Raw genomic sequence first — 17,819 nt, forward strand, 5'->3', positions numbered from 1 at the left:
GAATAAGGGCTTTTCAAGTTTACTTCCGTTCTTTTCTTTTTCGAATATACCAAACAATACACAGGATAAATAGCACAATGAGTATGACATAGATTACATTTGAGAAAGTGTCCATATAGTTTACAATCTCATGCCAATTTTCTCCCACACTTGCTCCCAGGTTGACCAGGATGGTATTCCAGACAACTGTCCCTATTGTTGTAAACAAAATGAATAATGGAAAATTCATATTGGACATCCCTGCAGGAATAGAAATTAGGCTCCGAATTAAGGGAATTAGACGGCAGAATAAGACTGTCCAAATACCATACTTATCAAACCAGGCATCAGCCTTATAAATGTCTTCTTTTGTAAGACGAAGGATCTTCCCATACCGATCAATTATTTTTTCCAAACGACTGACATCAAGCAATCGGCCAATGAAATATAAAATGATTGCACCGGAAACTGAACCTATTGTAGATACCAATATGACACCAACTACCGTTAACTGAGTTTCATGTGTCATATATCCTCCAAACGTTAAAATCACTTCAGACGGAATAGGAGGAAATACATTTTCTAAAGCAATTAGGAGAAACACTCCCCAATAACCAAATTGATTCATCAAGTCCATTATCCAAGACTCCAATTGGACCATCCTTTCTATGTATCAGTTATGTGTTATGACCAATCAGAAATACCTTTAAAGCACTATCATAATATTCCTTCTTTGGACAATCATAGTAATCTTCATTATACAATATCAACATAAAGCTAGGAGAAAGTAAAATAAATGCCCTTAGCCTCTCCTATAATATAGGCTAGGAAGAAAAACATATAGATGTATATTTCCAAATTACTGGTGGTGTCTATCATTATTATCATTATAGGGTCTCAACTCAGCAGATAAATTTATGCAACCTATGAGTAAATCACGATACGTATTTGACTCCCTTTCTTTCCTGACTTGTCGGTATCATCTATGGAATATCGAAGAGAAGTGATTCTGCTGTTAAGGGGGCATAATAATTATGTTTTCAATCCTATTATTTATTGGTGCCCTTCTTTTTCTATATCTGTTTATGTATAGATTATTGTATGTAGTATATAACGAAATAGCTTTAAATTGGTTTCAAAAATCTATTGAAGTAATGTTTTCGATATTATATTATATTGAAATAATAATTACCAAGTTATACGAGGAGGATTAAATTATGCTTAAAAATCCAATCCTATGGACAAGCATCACTGCCATACTTACTGTTCTAGTTTATATCGATACTTTTTTTCTTGGCGTATTTTTATTCACTATTCCTATGGCAGTGGTAGTTGCTATTATTTCAACAATTATATCTGTACTACAAAAAAAATATAAATACATATTTTATAACTTAGTTTTAGCTATAATTGCATGTTTGTGTTATCTCATATTTCCGTGGTAGTAATAACTTTTCAAAGGATGCCTATTTGGGTGTCCTTTTTTAGTTGGCTAGTTTCCAGAAAAATGTCTTATTAATACGTTCACTCATTAATTAACATTCCTATATTCCGTAACCATTTCTTCAAACATTTGATACTTAAACTTTTTTAAATCTAAATATCTTTTATTATCAATCCTTTTTACCGCTTCCTCTTGATTTACCTTTTTAAATACACTTTTCATATTTATTAAATTCTTCGGTGGATCCAGCCAATTTGAATCTACAATCCTGATAAAACTGGTTAAGTCTGGGGTTATTGGACACACAATCTAGTCTTAAATACATATATCGACCGGAAAATTTCTCTTCAATCCACCGAATTATTTTACACCCCAGTCCCTGCCCTCTATATTCATTATTTACAGCAAGGCGATGTAAATATAAGGAACTATCCTCTTGATTCCCCCATAAATCGAGATCCCATTCACTTTGAATAGATGATAAAGTAAAGGTCCCTATTAGATTATTTTCATACTTTGCTACATAGGTCTCATTGTTGAGAATAGCACGCTCTATATCGAGATCCTCTCCTCCGGACAATAAATAAGACCATTGATCAATTTCCTCAGATTTGAGCCATGACGCAGCCCCTTTTAATAGTTCGATAATCTCCATGGTTTCTGAATCCTTGGCTAATCGAATTTGTAGTTTCATCTATCGCTTACTCCTTTGCGAATTTAATAAATCTGGTTACAGGTTAATAGACAAGGTATAGCTTTTATTCAGGGACAAACTCTCTGTGAATCACGTTTGAAAAAGTTTATATCTTAATCTTACGATTGAACTGAAACGTCGATTACTATCTATGTCTCTTTATAATACCTCAAAAATGCTTGTCCGATTATTGGGCGGACCTCCTTCACTACACGATTATATGCTGAAGGAGATAGAAAAATGAGTTTTAAGAAAATCAATACAGTGATATTGCCCATAAGTACTTTAAAAATAAAACCAGCCGCGCAAAAAAACACAGCTGGTTTGCCTCTAATACAATCAATCTATGACTGGACTTCCGTTGTCCTTTCACGCCATACAAAGGAAATCAGCAAGCTAATTCCCAATAATATAGCCGCAAAAATATATGGGTAGATGAGATCAATATCAAATAAAATCCCACCAATTGCCGGTCCGATAATATTCCCAACACTCGTGAATGCTGAGTTCATACCACTGACAAATCCCTGATCTTTTCCGGCTATACGAGATAGATAAGTCGTTATTGCCGGTCTGATTAAGTCAAAAGCAAGGAATACCATAAACGTTACCGCCAACACGCTCCAATAAGCGGATGCTCTTGTTAAAAGGAACGCAAAAACAGCTCCTACCAGTAAACATAGCTTAACCAGCCATATTTCCCCGATTACTCTTGTAATTCTCTCGAATAAAAATACTTGTGCGATGACTCCTAATATGGCACTAACCGTAATGAGCATCGCTATATCTTTAGCAGTGAAGCCATATTTTTGATCAACGAATAAGCTATACATAGATTCAAAGGTAGATAGACCAAGTGAAGATGATAAGATAATTAGGAACGGAATAAGGTAAATAATCGTAAATAGCTTATGATATCCTTTCTTGCCAGGTACTTCTTTTAAAGAATTCGTTTCTACTGTGCGCTCAGGTTCCTTCAACATTAAAATGGAGAAGATTCCCGCGAAAATCCCTAGTCCAGCGGCGAAATAAAAAGGCACTCGCGTACCTATATCCGCTAAGAAACCACCAATTCCCGGTCCAATGATAAAGCCTGTATTAATTGCTGCTGATAAATACCCCAATGCTCTTGGACGTTCCTTCATTGTGGTAATATCTGCGATAAATGCTGTTACTGCAGGCATAATAAATGCCGCACTAACTCCACCTAAAATTCTGGACAGGAACAGTACCCATACCTGTTCTCCCAAACCGAATATCAACTCTGATATGCCAAATAAAAACATACCGATTATAATCATACGCTTACGTCCGTATAAATCCACCCATTTTCCTGCAAATGGTGAGAAAATGAGCTGTGCGACCGCAAACGCTGAAACGAGGTAGCCCATAATCGTGCCATCGAGGTTAAGTTCTCGCATAAGTGTAGGCATAACTGGTATTACAAGGCCAATCCCTAAAAATGCAATAAACATATTACTTAATAAAAGGATAAGTACTTTATTCTGATTCTTGCTGCCTGACATCGTTTTACTCCTTTTCTTGTATACTAGTTTATAATTCCTACTAATAAAAATAAACCCTATAGTTACTATAGGGTCAAGTAGATTTTATTCGTACTTTCAATTCAACGATAAAATCATCTTCATTGACTGCCGTATCGGTAAAAGGCATATACAACTCATAGACGATTTTTTCAGTTGGTATTTTTCTGTTTATAATATAAGAATAAAGCGTCTCATAAGAGGATTCATATACTCCTTCTGCTGAATGGAAGGCAATACATACGTATTCACCGGCAGGTAATTCACCAATCTCCATATATTTATTTGAGACCGTGATTTCCTCGTCCGTGAGAACTGGTGTAAAGATAGATGTATATTGCCAATCTAGCATAGAATCATATTTTTTTAATGGATACGTCGCACAATAGACACTATCAAATACCGTCCCATGGTCTTCTAATACTTTCATTAAATGGCCGTATTCTTTTACTGGAATAATAGTGGCAGATGAAGGTGCCTGATTATAAGTAAGAATACGCTGTTTATCATATTTTTTTATATACACTTTTTCTAATTGTTCAGGAGAGGGTTGATTTAGTATTTGCTTCTTCTTATAACGCAGAATGGCCTTAACATCCTCCAGCCGACGCAGCTGCTGCTCAATTTTACTTTCCTGCGCATCTAAAAATTCAGCCATCTCCCCCGCTGATAACTGTAATACAGATTTTATCTCACTCAACGGGACTCCGACATGCTTCAGTGATTTAATGATATCCAAATAAAACAGCTGCGTATTGCTATAATATCGGTATTGGTTATCAGGATCGGTATAGGAAGGTTTAAATAAGCCAATCTTATCGTAAAACCGTAGTGTTTGAACGGATGTATTTGTAAGCTTTGACACTTCACCAATCAAAAAATATTGTTTCTCCATTTCTGACTCCTTATTGTCTCTTTCATGCAATTAGATATACTTCATTATAGACTATCAAAGACCATTTATAAGCCAAAATAAAACTGATTCTAAACGAATCAATGCGATCTGCTCGAATCACCTTTAATTTGTAATCAGTTCAAACTCCAGTCCCAAAAGCTTCTCTTTTATATCAAGTCCACCCCCATAACCGACCAATTTTCCAGTAGCACCGATGACACGGTGGCATGGAACGATAATGAAAATCGGATTCTTATTATTTGCCATCCCTACTGCTCGAGAAGCACTAGGATTCCCTATCCTCTCTGCCACTTGTTTATAGCTTCTCGTCTCTCCATAAGGAATCTGCACCAATTCCTTCCATACACTCTGTTGAAATGGAGTACCACGAGGGTTCAGTTTTAGAGTAAATTGCTCCCGCTCCCCTTTAAAATATTCCTCTAGTTGCTTGGCGGTTTCTTTGATTAACTGAGTTTCCTTCTCCTCAGCTTCTATTGGCTTTTCACCTAAAAACACATCTGTAATCCCGATCCCATCTTCTGCGATTCCTACTTTACCTATTAGCGTCGTATAATAATAGGCATATTTATTCCCCACCTAAAATATCCTCCTTTACATTAATCATTCTGTTCATTATTATCTAAAATACCTAATAAATGAGTCATACTCATTATCTAAAGTAAAACCATTATTTTTATACAGTCTTCGCGCTTGTTCATTGTCAGGTGCTGTTTGAAGGGATAATGATTTTGCCCCCGTTTCCGTGCATAAGTTAATAGCTGCATCCATTAACAGCTGTCCAATTCCCTCTCGTCTTGCTTCTTGTATAACATACAAATCATTAAGTATCCAAGTTCGTTTCATGGCAATAGAGGAGAACGACGGGTAAAGCTGTATAAATCCCACATACCTTTTATGATTCACAGCCACAAAAATAATTGAATCCCTCTTTTCTAAGCGCTCACTAATAAAAGTCATTGCACCATCAAAATCACTTGGTTTATGATAAAATTCTCGATACGAATTAAATAATTGGCTAACCCCTTCACGATTCTTTAGAGTGGCCTGATAAATTTCCACCTATTTTATCCTCCTCTTGATTAATTAGTGATTGGAAAATCGATTGCACAGCATCCTTTAAATCTTCAGCAATATACTCTATTGTCATTCTCTTAATTTTTTTCTGATGTTCCAATAATGTTGCATGTCCTGATCCCGTTTTTACAAGTATTTTCAAACAATTTGCCTGTTTAGCTGCTGCCATATCACTCCATCTATCCCCAATCACAATGCAATTTTCTAAGTTTAATAGATGTTTAGAAGCAGCCTTCAATAACATTCCTATCCCTGGCTTTCTGCACTTACATCCATCTTCCGGAGAATGAGGACATATTAAAACATTATCGAAACCAAAGCCTTTTAACTCATCGATAAAATCTTGCTCGGTTGCCATTCCTCTAGAAACCCCTGGCTGATTTGTAAATGAGAAAACTTTTATATTATTTCTTTTTAACTGCTCGATACAAGAATGCGTAAAGGGAAAACACTCAAATTTACCCGGATAATGAATCGTATCATCTCCACCTATTGTTCCGTCTCGATCAATAAAAACTGCTTCAATTTTATTTATCTGATTCATAATATATAATCCCCTTCTTCTTACAATTTCTCTACATCAATTACAAAATCCTTTTATATAAAAAAACAGGAAGCAAATTGCTTCCTGCATCATCTCTATTCTTTCACCCTCAACAATCTTAAACTATTTAATGTTACGATTAACGTCGCACCCATATCAGCAAAGATAGCAATCCATAATGTTAACCAACCTGGAATGACTAACAATAGGGCGATCGCTTTAATTGCCAATGAGAAGGTGATGTTTTGTTTGATGATGGTCAGCGCCTTACGACTTAACTTAATTGTATATGGCAATTTACTTAAATCATCAGACATTAAAGCTATATCAGCTGTTTCCAAGGCTGTGTCTGTTCCAGCACCGCCCATAGCAACTCCAAGATTAGCTGCAGCCAGCGCAGGAGCATCATTAATTCCATCTCCAATCATAGCTACACGTAGATTACTTTTACGGAGATTTTTAATATAGTTTAATTTATCCTCTGGTAGTAAGTCAGCCTTTATATCTGAAACACCAACTTCATGACCAATTGCTGCTGCTGTTCCTTCATTATCTCCTGTGAGCATAATCGTTTTTTGTATTCCAATTTGATGAAGCTTCTTAATAACCTCTTTAGAGGATTCCCTCACTTCATCAGCCACTGCAATGATAGCTAATATTTCTTTTTCCGTACCAAGAATCATCATCGTTTTACCTTGGGTTTGAAGTGACTGAATCTGATTCCTTTGCTCTGTTTTAATCTGATCCATTAACAAATCTTCAAATAAGTGCAAGCTTCCTACATAATACGTTTCTTTATTAACACTGGCTTTTATTCCCTTACCTGTAATGGATTGAAATTCATCCACGATTATATCTTTATAACTCAGACCCATCTCTTCAGCTTTTTTTGTTATCGCTGAGGCCAATGGATGCTGTGAACCATTTTCTATTGCAGCAGCAATCATGAATAACTCATTTTTATTTTCAGCTAAGGCGATAAAATCTGTTACAGTAGGGATACCTTTTGTAAGGGTACCTGTTTTATCGAAGGCTATTGCATTTAAATGGCCAGCTTCTTCAAGATGAATACCACCTTTAATCAAAACACCATTTTTAGCAGCGTTCCCAATGGCTGTTACAATAGCAACCGGCGTGGATACGACCAAAGCACACGGACAGCCTACCACTAAAGCAGCCAACCCTTGATAAATCCAAGCACTCCACTCCGCACCGAAAAATAATGGAGGTACAATGGCAATTAAGAACGCAATCACGATGATTGCAGGGGTGTAATACTTAGCAAATTTATCTACAAAAGCTTGTGAAGGAGCTTTTTCCGCTTGAGCCTCTTCTACTAAATGAATGATTTTAGATAATGTTGTATCTTCTACTCGTTTTGTAACCTCTACTTCGAGCAATCCCTCTTCATTTAATGTACCCGCATACACATCATCATCGATGGCTTTAAAAACCGGAACACTTTCACCCGTAATGGCTGCCTGATTTAAAGTTGACGTTCCTTTTATCACTTTACCGTCCATTGCTATTTTTTGTCCCGGCTTTACAATCATGACGTCACCGATCACAATATTTTCGACATCCACCATAATTTCATGATGCCCACGCCTAATCAAGGCTTCTTTCGGAGCAATATCCATTAAAGATTCAATCGATTGTCGCGCTTTATCCATTGAATAACGCTCCAATGCTTCACTAATGGCAAAAAGGACAACTACAGTAGCTCCTTCACTCCACTCCCCAATCAACGCTGCACCAATAATGGCAATGGTCATCAAGGTATTCATGTCAAAGGTTAATTTCCCTAAATTTTTCAGGCCGTTTATAAAAAGGGTATAACCACCTATTAAAATCGCTGCTCCATATCCAATTGTAGGAATTATCTGATCTTCACCATATATCTGGCCTAAAAACCAGCTAATCACTATTAATATAGCTGAGATATAAACTTTGTAGGTTTCTTTCTGTTTCCAAAACGGAGTCTTTTCGATTTTTTTCTCTTTTTCATCTCGTATTTTTAAATGCTCAAAAGCACCCGCTTTTTCTATATCTTCAATTGTAGCTGAGCCTTGCACATAAATCTTGGATGCTCCGAAATTCACCTTAGCTTCTTTGACTCCATCTAGATTTTTTACATTGTTCTCAAATATATTGGCACAATTAGCACAACTCAACCCTTCAATACGGTATGTTTTTTGATCTGTTTTTACATGTTCATTCATTTCATTTCACCTCTTTCTTGTGCGTTAAGGCAATCATGATGATTTGTTTAATATGTTCATCATCCAATGAATATAGAGCTAATTTGCCCTCTTTTCGATATTTAACAATATCTTGTTTATAAAGAGTCCTTAGATGGTGAGAAGCAGTCGCAACTGATGAACCAATAATATTCGCTATATCACAAACACATAGCTCTTCATCCTGGCATAAAGCATACGTTATTTTCGCTCTATTCTCATCAGCTAGCGCTTTGAATAATTGAGCAACGCTGGACAAATTTTCTCTTTGTATATCTGTCCTTATGCGATCAACCTTAGTTTGATCAAACCCGTATACATCACATGTATCCTTTTTACTCATTATTTCACCCTCTTCATTCAAACCTTCGTTTGATTATATTATATATCCCTTCTACTTATCATTCAAATATATGTTTGAATATTGAAAAAGGTTTGGGTTATTTTATTATTTGAGCAAAAGTCTATCACCTTTACTTTCTCGCAGGTATAATCTTATACGGTTATTTTCTAACCTTCCTACTTTCCCAATAATTTTGATTTGATGGTAAAATGAAATACAGAAATTCCCTGTAATCCAACAAAGAATAGAGATGGGGTTGATGGATTGTTGGCAAGGTGTACACACTGTAATTTCAAGTGGAAAGTTAAAGACATTTGGTCACTCGGCTTTACTAAGGAAGGAAAGGATTGTCCAAGCTGCAAAAACAAGCAATATGTATCTTTTAAAGATAGAGGTTTTATATTGGGGTTGGGTTATTTAAGCGGAACAATTGCTATACTAATTATTATTTTTTTCCCTTTTTTTATTAAATTAAGCAATCAGGATGAAACCATATTTTAATTGACGACACCGAGGAAGTTCTCCTGCTTTAAAGTCCCGGAAGTTTTCGTGCTAAGCGATATCTACAAAAAAAAAGACTGTCGACATTGTCGGCAGCCTCTAAATTGAACTAAGTAAATCTTTATTGTACAAAAAATTAATATTACAATTCAATCGGTTCATTTTGAATTTCACGGTTGCACCGCATCCTCATATTCGGATAAGCAATTCCGCATAAAATAATAATTACGCCTATCCATTGTGCTCCAGTTACTACTTCATTAAGCACAAGAGCAGACATTAATACAGCCATAGGCAATTCTGAAGCACTTAAGATAGTCCCGAGCCCACTTCCTATCTTAGGCATACCTATATTAAAGAATATAGGAGGAATTAAGGAAGCACATAAACCTGCAACTATACTATATATAAATAAGCCATCCATCAATGTACCATTTAGAAGGAATACTGGCGGGAATACGATTAAAATGAGTAACGCTGCCCCCGTTGTCATAAATGCACTCTTATAAATAGGATGAATTTCGATATTGCTGCGTCCACTTACTACAATGAAAGAGGCAAATGATGTCGCAGATAGGAGTCCCCAAACTATACCCACTAATGAAACTTCGCCATTACTTGCCAAGATACCTGATGCAAGAATGGATCCTAATAAAATGATCACAGTGGCAATAATATTTTTCTTACCAGGAGCCTTTTTATCGAAAATATATTGTAATACAAAACTAATCCATGTAAATTGCAAAAGCAAAATGATGGCAAACGATGCATCTACATAGGTCAGCGATTTATTATAAAAGATTCCCGTCAGTCCCATTGGGAAGCCGCTGATTAATAAAATTATTATTTGCTTACCTGACAACTTAACCATAGGTACAAATAATGCTACAATCCACAGCATAACAGCACCCAACAAATACTGACTACCTGTAATTTCACCCTGAGTGAACCCTTCCCCATAGGCAAGTTTCACAAAAGTAGAAACCACCCCATACGAACAACCGCCTAAAAAAACAAGTAAAGCATATCTCCAAATCCCCATAAAAACCTCCTAAAATAAAAAGCTGAAACGGCTCGCTCAGAAACGAGGAGCATAAGAAAGAGACTCGAAGGGGAGGTTCATCCCCCGTAGAGGCTATGCTTATGTCCTGAGTTTCTAGCCGTTGAAGCTAGATTGCATATAAAGCTAAAACTCAAGGAACGAAGACTAAGAACGCCACGTCCTGTGGCAACGTCTTCATGACCTACATCCTGTAGGCCCGCGAGGAGTATAAGACAAAGGCACAGAGGGAGTTTCATCCCCGTAGTGGCTTTGCTATGTCCCGAGCTCCTAGGCCCTGAAGCTGGCCAAAATAAAAAACACCCACCCCTTATAAAGGGATGGGTGGCGAAAACAAAACATTCAAAAATCCACCTGCCACACACTTGCTCTGCAGCTTTTAAAAAATTAGCATTCCATTTAGATTATAATGACTATTTCTTTGAATGTAAAATATAAACTCTAATCTTCTTTTGAGAATTCTCCTTTTAATAATTTTTCTTTTAACCAACTAATTAAACGCTAATATAAAAACATTCCTAAAAACAAGAAAGACATTGCACAAAATCGCAATGTCTTTTTTGTAATTATTTTACGAGTAATTTAACAACCTTGCTGCTTTTATCTTTATTCTTCGCTAATACTGTTAATTCTTTACCAGCCTTTTGATTCTTGATATTAATTATAAATTCTCCATTTTCATTAGCTTTTCCAGAACCAATTGTCTCTTTTCCTACTTTAACAGAAATGGTAGCTCCAGGTGCAGTCATTCCTTTTATTTTGGTAGACTTACTGGATACATCTTCGATTGTCAGCGGTAGGTATGGACTGTTTTCTTCTAGAATATCAAAAATAAATTTTGCTTGGTCTGTGTTATCTATTAAACCACTAAATCTATCTTTTTTAGGTCCATATGCAAAGACTGCCACATCGTCCCCAGTGTGTCCGCTTGTTGTCCAACCTGAATTTGAACGTGCATTATAAATGTTCTCAATCGCATTATCAATTTTTGTAACGTCTTTTACACCGTCAATCGGTTCAGCGGCTATCACTACCGTATCTAGCTCTTCACTCGTTAGTTCTAAGCCACTATACTTATTTAGTGTTTCTTCAACAGATTTACCGGCTGCTATTTCTGCTGCCATGAAGTCTGGGGTTCTTTTTGCGCTTTGGACCGGTTCAGGAAACCAATTATATTCTCCGTTTGCTCCCATAGTATATCCACCAGTTGAATGGTCTGAAGTAAGGACAACCAAAGTTTCCTTATCTTTTTTAGCAAATTCTATTACAGCTTTAAATGCTTGTTCAAAATCCTCCATTTCGCTCATTGTACCTACAATATCGTTATCATGCGCAGCCCAGTCAATTTGCGACCCTTCTACCAATAAGAAAAATCCATCTTTATTTTTGTTTAATTTATTTATTGCAACATTTGTCATTTCTTTTAATGATGGGATTTCTTTAGTACGATCGATCATTTTTGGAAGGCCACCATCCGCAAACAACCCTAGAATCTGTTTATTTTTATCCGAACTCATTTCGTTTTTATTTGTAACGTAACTATATCCTTTATTTTGGAATTCTTCTGTTAGATCACGATCAGTGCGTACAAAATTCTTTAGTCCGCCACCTAACATAACATCCACTTTATGTTTTCCATTAATCATTTCATCAAAATAATCATCGGCAATCTGATCCATATTATGTCTGGAAATATCATGGGCACCAAAAGATGCTGGTGTTGCATGTGTTAATTCGGATGTAGCTACAAGTCCGGTTGATTTCCCAAGCGCTTTAGCTTCTTCCAGGACCGTTTTAACTTCATTTTGATGAACATCTACAGCGATTGCTGCATTGTATGTTTTAACACCCGAAGACATCGCTGTTGCTGCTGAAGCAGAGTCAGTAATGTTTTGCTCCTCATCATCAGCATATGTAGTTTGCATGCCTACCAAATATGAATCAAATGTTGTGTTTTCGATTATTTTTGTGGTTGGATTATCTTTCATATATCTGTGAGCAGCTAAAAATGGGACTCCCATTCCATCCCCCACCATAAAAATGATATTTTTAACTTCTGTTTTTTTCTTTCCTGCCGCTTCGGCATGTTCTTTTTTTTCAAGAGATAGAAAACCGGTACTTAAACCAATAAGCAAACATAGCGCTATAAATACAGATAAAACCTTTTTGTTAACCGCTTTCAATTCATCCACTCCCTAAAATAGTTTAACTATTATAAAGTATACATGTTAATTATTGGAGTAAAGTTACAGAATATATAAGATTATGTTAAAATTTGTTATCTATATATTTTTATTTACATTTTTTGCTACTAAATTCATAAGTATCTTTATGAATATTACATTTACATGACATACGTGTTAAAAGACCTACTATTTTCTCACTTTTCAACATTAATCACAGCAAAAAGGCGTTCAACAAATATTTTGTTGAACGCCTTTTTAAAAAGATTATTTAGATTTTCTTAACAAATTCTGATTTTAATTTCATTGGTCCGAAGCCATCGATTTTACAATCAATGTCATGATCAGCATCCACGAGACGAATATTCTTCACCTTAGTACCTTGTTTCAAAACCGAGGAGCTTCCTTTTACTTTTAAATCTTTGATAACAGTAACAGTGTCACCATCATTTAAAATATTCCCGTTAGCATCTTTATACACTTTCACATCTTCACTTTCAGATTCTAACGTCCACTCATGCCCGCATTCCGGACAAACTAAAAGCGGACCATCTTCATATGTGTATTCAGAATTACATTTAGGGCAATTTGGCAATGTTGTCATATTATTAACCTCCGAGCAATTAATACTATCTATACACTAATAGTATTCGCATTTTACATATTTTCATGTTTATCCATAAAGTAGATTATAACCATGACAACCAGCCTTTTAAAAGTAGTGTTTTATTGGTAAATAGCCACAATATATTTAGGTTGAGTTGAAATAAGGTTTCTATTTAACATTTTTGCTTCATGACTCTCCCTTTCAACTGTACGCACAAAATATCTACTCGGTAGAATCAAATAAAACCCGTATTGGCTTTGGGAGAAATCTTCTTTTATAAATGAATGACGTCAAATTGAGGATGAAGGTTGGAACTTTTTTAGGGAAATATTTTTTTGAGTACATCTGAAAATACGCTCTCTTCAAATCTTTCCACTGGTTATCTTTTTCCTGTTGCATGAAACGAGCAACATCAATCACTTTTACTCCTCCATCAGAAGTAATGATAATATTTTTAAGATGTATATCAGCGGGATTTAATCCAACTTCCTCCGCCATTTTTAAAGCTTTGCTTATCTCTTTAACTTTCTCTTCAGGTACAAAAATACCTTTTTGTAGACATTGAAACAATGTATAGCCCTCAATAAAATCAATGATAATATAATTATTACCATCATCATATAACGACGGATAATAATCTATATGCTGCAATTTACGGTAAATGGTCGCTTCCTCAAGGGCTATTCTCTTTTTATGAGGAAAATATATTTTTAAAGCCAAATCCTTATCTTTAATTTTAAATACAAAAGCACTCCTGCCTGTACCTATTAGTATTAGATTCTGGCTATATTTAATTAATCTTGGTTTAGATCCATTCATTTCAATCTCTACACTATCTGCTAAAGCTTTATAGGATATAGTAAACACCTCATTTTAAAATAAAAACCCCATATCATATAAGTCCAAAACTATCTAGGCTTATTTGAAATGGGGACTTCCTTTATTAATATTAAGAATTAGTATCATTATACTATATACCTTTGAAGTAATTAAAATTTCTGCTTTATATTATTTATTGGGTAAAAAAAACTATTCATTTAGAGATGTCCAAATTAACAATATCCATTTTTTCTTCAGCACTGGTAAACAGTTGATAAGATAGGTGAAAAGATTTGAAAATCTGTATATTAGAATATTCCAGATTACTTTTTGATAATGTCATTTTGTTTTAACAACAAGAAGTTTTAAAGCCTTACAGCATATCCAATTATTCGTATATTTCTATTAAAGAGATATACGAACTCCTAAAATACCTAAAGGGGATTAGTATATCCTATCCTACACTAAGTTCCATTTGTACATTTTACTTGTTGAGCATATGGCTGAATAAAGGCCCTATTCCATATGGAATAGAGCCTTTCAGAATGCCTATTTCGTTATTAAATCAAAGAAAGACTCTCAAGGGAGAGTCTTTCTTAATAGCTTTGGCTATTATGCTTTTTGAACATTAGTAGCTTGGGGTCCACGTTGACCTTGTTCTACTTCAAATGTTACACTTTGACCTTCGTCTAAAGATTTGAAACCTTCGCCTTGGATTGCTGAGAAATGTACAAATACATCTTCTCCGCCTTCGCGTTCGATAAATCCAAAACCTTTTTCTGCATTAAACCATTTAACTTTACCTTGTTCCATGTTTGTTGCCTCCCAGTGTGTATATCACACAATGTATTAATATCCTTGCTCAAATTACCTTAGACGAAAAACAAAATCTTTTCTCAATCTGCTTAGAACAAAAATAATTCTTCTTAAGAATAACATGCTTTATAAAAATTAGCAAATTTTAGAATCTAAATGATAGAAACTACTTAAAATTATTTCAAGACAAATATAAAAAATCCTGCTTTAATACTCCTCATACTAGAGAATGGGTAATTATCTTTATTTATTCACAGTTTCATCTGCTCCTGTTCTAGATTATATCCATAAATCAAGGCTGATATATTCCCCATTTTCTTTATTATCCTTTCTGTATTTTCAGAAAATAACAAATTGATTGGAAGTTAACAAGAAGACCATAAGTATCTAACAGGTATGTTAGATATACAGAATCAAAAAAATATTATGCTAGTATAAAATCAAGAAAACTATGAGGTGACTATTATGAAGGAAACTATCGTAAATACAAGCTTAAAAAGCATGATTAATATAGAAATCTTAAAGGCTGCAAAGGCGGTTGACTCGGCTACAGATTCCTCTGAATACTATTATAAAATCAAGGAATATAAAAGAGCGAGAAAATTAAAAGAACTAATATCCGAATTAAATAAAGGTAATGATTATGTCTTACAAAGATTAAATGAACTATCCAACAGAAAATCAGCTTCTATATAAAAGTCAGCAGACAGGCTGACTTTTATCTTTTTTTATAAATTGGTATCCTATAAAGACCAGTAAAAAGGACCTTTCCACTGTAGATCTAAATCTCGTAAAATTAACAACCAAAGATTTAGTTCTTTACTTGAGTAAAATTCTTTAGATATTCGCTTTCATTTACAGATATCACTTTTTTTAAATCCGTCGTTCTTAATACAAACTCCTTAACACCAATAAATTCAGATTCTGCAATCAAATAAAACTCTGTTTCTTTTTTAAATCCCTTAAACGGTCTGTTTAATCTAAATAACTTCATTAAATAACTCCTGGCGATCAATTAAAATTCGATAAATAATTCCTGTCCATCTTCTGTTTCATAAAATTATTGCAACAATTTATTATACTTTACTAAGAGCTGCAGTACACTTCGAATTCAAGCTTCTTAAGTCAAATACAAAGTACCATATTTAAAAAAATGTTGGTTACAAAGGTATTGGTGAACAATGGACTAATTTCCCCCTTGATTCTAATACATTCTTCCTCTATTTTGCATTTAGGACACCCTGAATATTTTTCCATATTTATAGTCTACTAGAACGGGTAAATTAATTATAACAATATAATAATAATATCTGGAGGTGTGCAAAATGTTGGTTTTTCTTGTACTAGCCTTAATTATTGCCTTTATAGCCTTTTTGATATTATCCATTATTGGCTTTATCAAGAAGAATGGGAAAGGTAAAAAGAATTTAATTCTAGCGGGTGGCTGCTTTCTAGCTTCCTTTGTTTTTCTTATCATTGAATCCATTGTAAACCCTATTCCTATGGAAATCAGCCTGAATGTAACAAGTGAAATACCTGAAGAAGTGAAAACTACTCAGGATACTATCACTATTAAAGGTACTGTAGAACATGCTGATCAATTAAAGGTTAATGGTAAAACTGTAACTATCAAAGAAGACAGCTTTTCTACTGATGTGGTACTTGAGGAAGGAGAAAACCCAATTGTCATTTATGCCAATAACGAAGAGTATAGTAAAGAGTTAAAGTATGAAGTAGTGAGAGCGTATCCACCTATCGATTTGAATATTTCATATGATAGTCATATAGAAGTGCCTTCTTATACTTTAAAAGGCACCGTACAACCTGGGGCAACCGTCATATTAAATAAAGATGGCACAAAAAATGGAGAAGTTACCGCTGATGCAAATGGCACATTTTCCTTCAAACTTGATACAAAAGCTGAAGGTACCTACAACTATGTTGTAGATGCTAATAAAGAGGGATATACAGAAGAACATTTGAACATTTCCATAAACAGAACAATCCCTAATATTCCTCTTACTGTTACAAATGATAGCCAGATACAAGCACCTTCCTATACGATTAAAGGTAAAACAGAACCTGGTGCAACAGTAACGATTATGAAGGATGAAAAAAAGCTGGATCAAGCTACTGCCGGAAAAGATGGGACTTTCTCCTTTAATGTAAATACAAAAGAAAAAGGTGAATATAAATACACCATAAAAGCTACTAAAGAAAATTTCAAGGAACAAACAAAAGAAGTGGCTTTTACAAGAACCTTATCAGCAAAAGAAGAAGCACAAGCTAAGAGAGCAAATGCTAAAACCATTAGTTTTGACAAGCTGAATAAAAACCCTGACCGCTACAAAGGTGAATATGTAAAATATAGAGGTGAAATTGTTCAAATAATGGAAAGTGATGGAATGACTGCAATTCGTCTTTCTATTACTCCAACCTCTTACGGCTGGTCTGTATCTGATATTATTTATGTAGCTTACCTCGGTTATACAGATTTTGTTGATGAAGACGTTGTCACTATTTATGGTGAAGTAAACGGTTCCTTTACTTATACATCTCAAGCAGGATGGGATATTACACTCCCATTAGTAATTGCAGATTCCATTGAATAAATAAGAGAGAGCCAGGTGGCTCTCTCTTGTCATTGCATTCATTACATATCTAATTCTGTAAAAGCATATGGCACTAATTCTTTTAAAGTCAATTCTTTACATTCTTTCTTTGCATTCGTTAAATAAACTGGCATGTCAGGAGAACAAAATTCAACTAAAACCTGTCTGCAAATACTGCAAGGCGGTAAATAATCCTCTGTGGCCCCTGAAATAGCTATCGCCTGAAAATCACCTTTTTGATAACCTTTTGTAATTGCCGTAAAAATGGCTGTTCTTTCTGCACAGTTTGTTGCACCAAAAGATACGTTTTCAACATTTACACCATTGATAATACTTCCATCTTTAAGTAAAAGGGCAGCCCCAACAGGAAATTGAGAATACGGCATATAAGCATTTGATTTTACAGCACGGGCACTTTCCAATAATGTTTCTTTATTTACCAT

At 34.8% G+C, this 17,819-nt stretch carries 18 protein-coding genes; 2 read left to right on the forward strand and 16 right to left on the reverse strand.

All coding sequences use genetic code 11. From position 1 onward, the window contains the following. Positions 1-19 precede the first annotated feature (19 nt). The 14 genes from AC4BHP_RS10790 to AC4BHP_RS10855 all read right to left on the reverse strand — a co-directional run bounded on the left by AC4BHP_RS10790 (position 20) and on the right by AC4BHP_RS10855 (position 14,761). Entirely contained in the window at positions 20-631 is a 612-nt protein-coding gene (locus AC4BHP_RS10790) for a DedA family protein (protein ID WP_066102076.1), read from the reverse strand. A gap of 997 nt (positions 632-1,628) precedes the next feature. After that, a complete protein-coding gene (locus AC4BHP_RS10795; RefSeq protein WP_066102086.1) occupies positions 1,629-2,117 on the reverse strand; it encodes a GNAT family N-acetyltransferase in 489 nt (162 codons plus the stop codon). Positions 2,118-2,461: 344 nt separating this feature from the next. Then, positions 2,462-3,643: an MFS transporter gene (locus AC4BHP_RS10800; RefSeq protein WP_490552191.1), complete on the reverse strand. Its 1,182-nt coding sequence runs from the start codon at positions 3,641-3,643 to the stop codon at positions 2,462-2,464. 73 nt (positions 3,644-3,716) lie between these two features. Beyond that, a complete protein-coding gene (locus AC4BHP_RS10805; RefSeq protein WP_066102093.1) occupies positions 3,717-4,556 on the reverse strand; it encodes a MerR family transcriptional regulator in 840 nt (279 codons plus the stop codon). 123 nt (positions 4,557-4,679) lie between these two features. Beyond that, positions 4,680-5,153 carry a methylated-DNA--[protein]-cysteine S-methyltransferase gene (locus AC4BHP_RS10810; RefSeq protein WP_490552194.1) on the reverse strand — a complete coding sequence of 158 codons (474 nt, stop codon included), beginning with the start codon at positions 5,151-5,153 and terminating at the stop codon, positions 4,680-4,682. Between the two features lie 39 nt (positions 5,154-5,192). Then, on the reverse strand, positions 5,193-5,636 hold the full coding sequence (locus AC4BHP_RS10815; RefSeq protein ID WP_490552196.1) for a GNAT family N-acetyltransferase: 444 nt from the start codon (positions 5,634-5,636) through the stop codon (positions 5,193-5,195). Next, on the reverse strand, positions 5,602-6,186 hold the full coding sequence (locus AC4BHP_RS10820) for an HAD-IIIA family hydrolase (RefSeq protein ID WP_490552323.1): 585 nt from the start codon (positions 6,184-6,186) through the stop codon (positions 5,602-5,604). The genes AC4BHP_RS10815 and AC4BHP_RS10820 overlap by 35 nt, the downstream gene beginning before the upstream one ends. 104 nt (positions 6,187-6,290) lie before the next feature. Continuing rightward, complete coding sequence (locus AC4BHP_RS10825) at positions 6,291-8,417, reverse strand: heavy metal translocating P-type ATPase (RefSeq protein ID WP_490552198.1); 2,127 nt, start codon at positions 8,415-8,417, stop codon at positions 6,291-6,293. Between the two features lies 1 nt (position 8,418). Continuing rightward, positions 8,419-8,778, reverse strand: coding sequence for an ArsR/SmtB family transcription factor (locus tag AC4BHP_RS10830; RefSeq protein WP_066102105.1), 360 nt, complete (start codon positions 8,776-8,778; stop codon positions 8,419-8,421). A gap of 643 nt (positions 8,779-9,421) precedes the next feature. Beyond that, the gene (locus AC4BHP_RS10835) at positions 9,422-10,321 is read right to left on the reverse strand and encodes an EamA family transporter (protein WP_490552200.1); all 900 of its coding nucleotides are present in this window, start codon (positions 10,319-10,321) and stop codon (positions 9,422-9,424) included. A 584-nt stretch (positions 10,322-10,905) separates the two neighbouring features. Further along, complete coding sequence (locus tag AC4BHP_RS10840; RefSeq protein ID WP_306821540.1) at positions 10,906-12,522, reverse strand: alkaline phosphatase; 1,617 nt, start codon at positions 12,520-12,522, stop codon at positions 10,906-10,908. A 271-nt stretch (positions 12,523-12,793) separates the two neighbouring features. Further along, complete coding sequence (locus AC4BHP_RS10845; protein WP_066102117.1) at positions 12,794-13,126, reverse strand: zinc ribbon domain-containing protein YjdM; 333 nt, start codon at positions 13,124-13,126, stop codon at positions 12,794-12,796. A 225-nt stretch (positions 13,127-13,351) separates the two neighbouring features. Further along, positions 13,352-13,948, reverse strand: coding sequence for a protein kinase domain-containing protein (locus AC4BHP_RS10850; protein WP_140461114.1), 597 nt, complete (start codon positions 13,946-13,948; stop codon positions 13,352-13,354). Positions 13,949-14,560: 612 nt separating this feature from the next. After that, positions 14,561-14,761 carry a cold-shock protein gene (locus AC4BHP_RS10855; RefSeq protein ID WP_066102120.1) on the reverse strand — a complete coding sequence of 67 codons (201 nt, stop codon included), beginning with the start codon at positions 14,759-14,761 and terminating at the stop codon, positions 14,561-14,563. 468 nt (positions 14,762-15,229) lie between these two features. Here AC4BHP_RS10855 and AC4BHP_RS10860 point away from each other — a divergent pair, with 468 nt between their 5' ends. Then, positions 15,230-15,460, forward strand: coding sequence for a hypothetical protein (locus AC4BHP_RS10860; protein WP_066102123.1), 231 nt, complete (start codon positions 15,230-15,232; stop codon positions 15,458-15,460). A gap of 115 nt (positions 15,461-15,575) precedes the next feature. Here the strand turns inward: AC4BHP_RS10860 and AC4BHP_RS10865 are convergent, their stop codons facing one another. After that, a complete protein-coding gene (locus AC4BHP_RS10865) occupies positions 15,576-15,758 on the reverse strand; it encodes a hypothetical protein (RefSeq protein ID WP_066102125.1) in 183 nt (60 codons plus the stop codon). 331 nt (positions 15,759-16,089) lie between these two features. On the opposite strand from AC4BHP_RS10865, the gene AC4BHP_RS10870 reads away from it, so the two are divergent. Further along, complete coding sequence (locus AC4BHP_RS10870) at positions 16,090-17,376, forward strand: Ig-like domain-containing protein (RefSeq protein ID WP_148630802.1); 1,287 nt, start codon at positions 16,090-16,092, stop codon at positions 17,374-17,376. Between the two features lie 41 nt (positions 17,377-17,417). Here AC4BHP_RS10870 and AC4BHP_RS10875 read toward each other — a convergent pair whose 3' ends face one another. Next, positions 17,418-17,819 carry a cytidine deaminase gene (locus AC4BHP_RS10875; RefSeq protein ID WP_066102130.1) on the reverse strand — a complete coding sequence of 134 codons (402 nt, stop codon included), beginning with the start codon at positions 17,817-17,819 and terminating at the stop codon, positions 17,418-17,420.

It is taken from the genome of Pradoshia sp. Z4_20 (assembly GCF_058216035.1).

Coding starts and splice junctions, on each gene's coding strand:
- AC4BHP_RS10795 (WP_066102086.1), bottom strand. CDS start 2,117: ATGAAACTACAAATTCGATTAGCCAAGGATTCAGAAACCATGGAGATT.
- AC4BHP_RS10800 (WP_490552191.1), bottom strand. CDS start 3,643: ATGTCAGGCAGCAAGAATCAGAATAAAGTACTTATCCTTTTATTAAGT.
- AC4BHP_RS10805 (WP_066102093.1), bottom strand. CDS start 4,556: ATGGAGAAACAATATTTTTTGATTGGTGAAGTGTCAAAGCTTACAAAT.
- AC4BHP_RS10825 (WP_490552198.1), bottom strand. CDS start 8,417: ATGAATGAACATGTAAAAACAGATCAAAAAACATACCGTATTGAAGGG.
- AC4BHP_RS10830 (WP_066102105.1), bottom strand. CDS start 8,778: ATGAGTAAAAAGGATACATGTGATGTATACGGGTTTGATCAAACTAAG.
- AC4BHP_RS10835 (WP_490552200.1), bottom strand. CDS start 10,321: ATGGGGATTTGGAGATATGCTTTACTTGTTTTTTTAGGCGGTTGTTCG.
- AC4BHP_RS10845 (WP_066102117.1), bottom strand. CDS start 13,126: ATGACAACATTGCCAAATTGCCCTAAATGTAATTCTGAATACACATAT.
- AC4BHP_RS10850 (WP_140461114.1), bottom strand. CDS start 13,948: ATGAATGGATCTAAACCAAGATTAATTAAATATAGCCAGAATCTAATA.
- AC4BHP_RS10855 (WP_066102120.1), bottom strand. CDS start 14,761: ATGGAACAAGGTAAAGTTAAATGGTTTAATGCAGAAAAAGGTTTTGGA.
- AC4BHP_RS10860 (WP_066102123.1), top strand. CDS start 15,230: ATGAAGGAAACTATCGTAAATACAAGCTTAAAAAGCATGATTAATATA.
- AC4BHP_RS10865 (WP_066102125.1), bottom strand. CDS start 15,758: ATGAAGTTATTTAGATTAAACAGACCGTTTAAGGGATTTAAAAAAGAA.
- AC4BHP_RS10870 (WP_148630802.1), top strand. CDS start 16,090: ATGTTGGTTTTTCTTGTACTAGCCTTAATTATTGCCTTTATAGCCTTT.
- AC4BHP_RS10875 (WP_066102130.1), bottom strand. CDS start 17,819: ATGGTAAATAAAGAAACATTATTGGAAAGTGCCCGTGCTGTAAAATCA.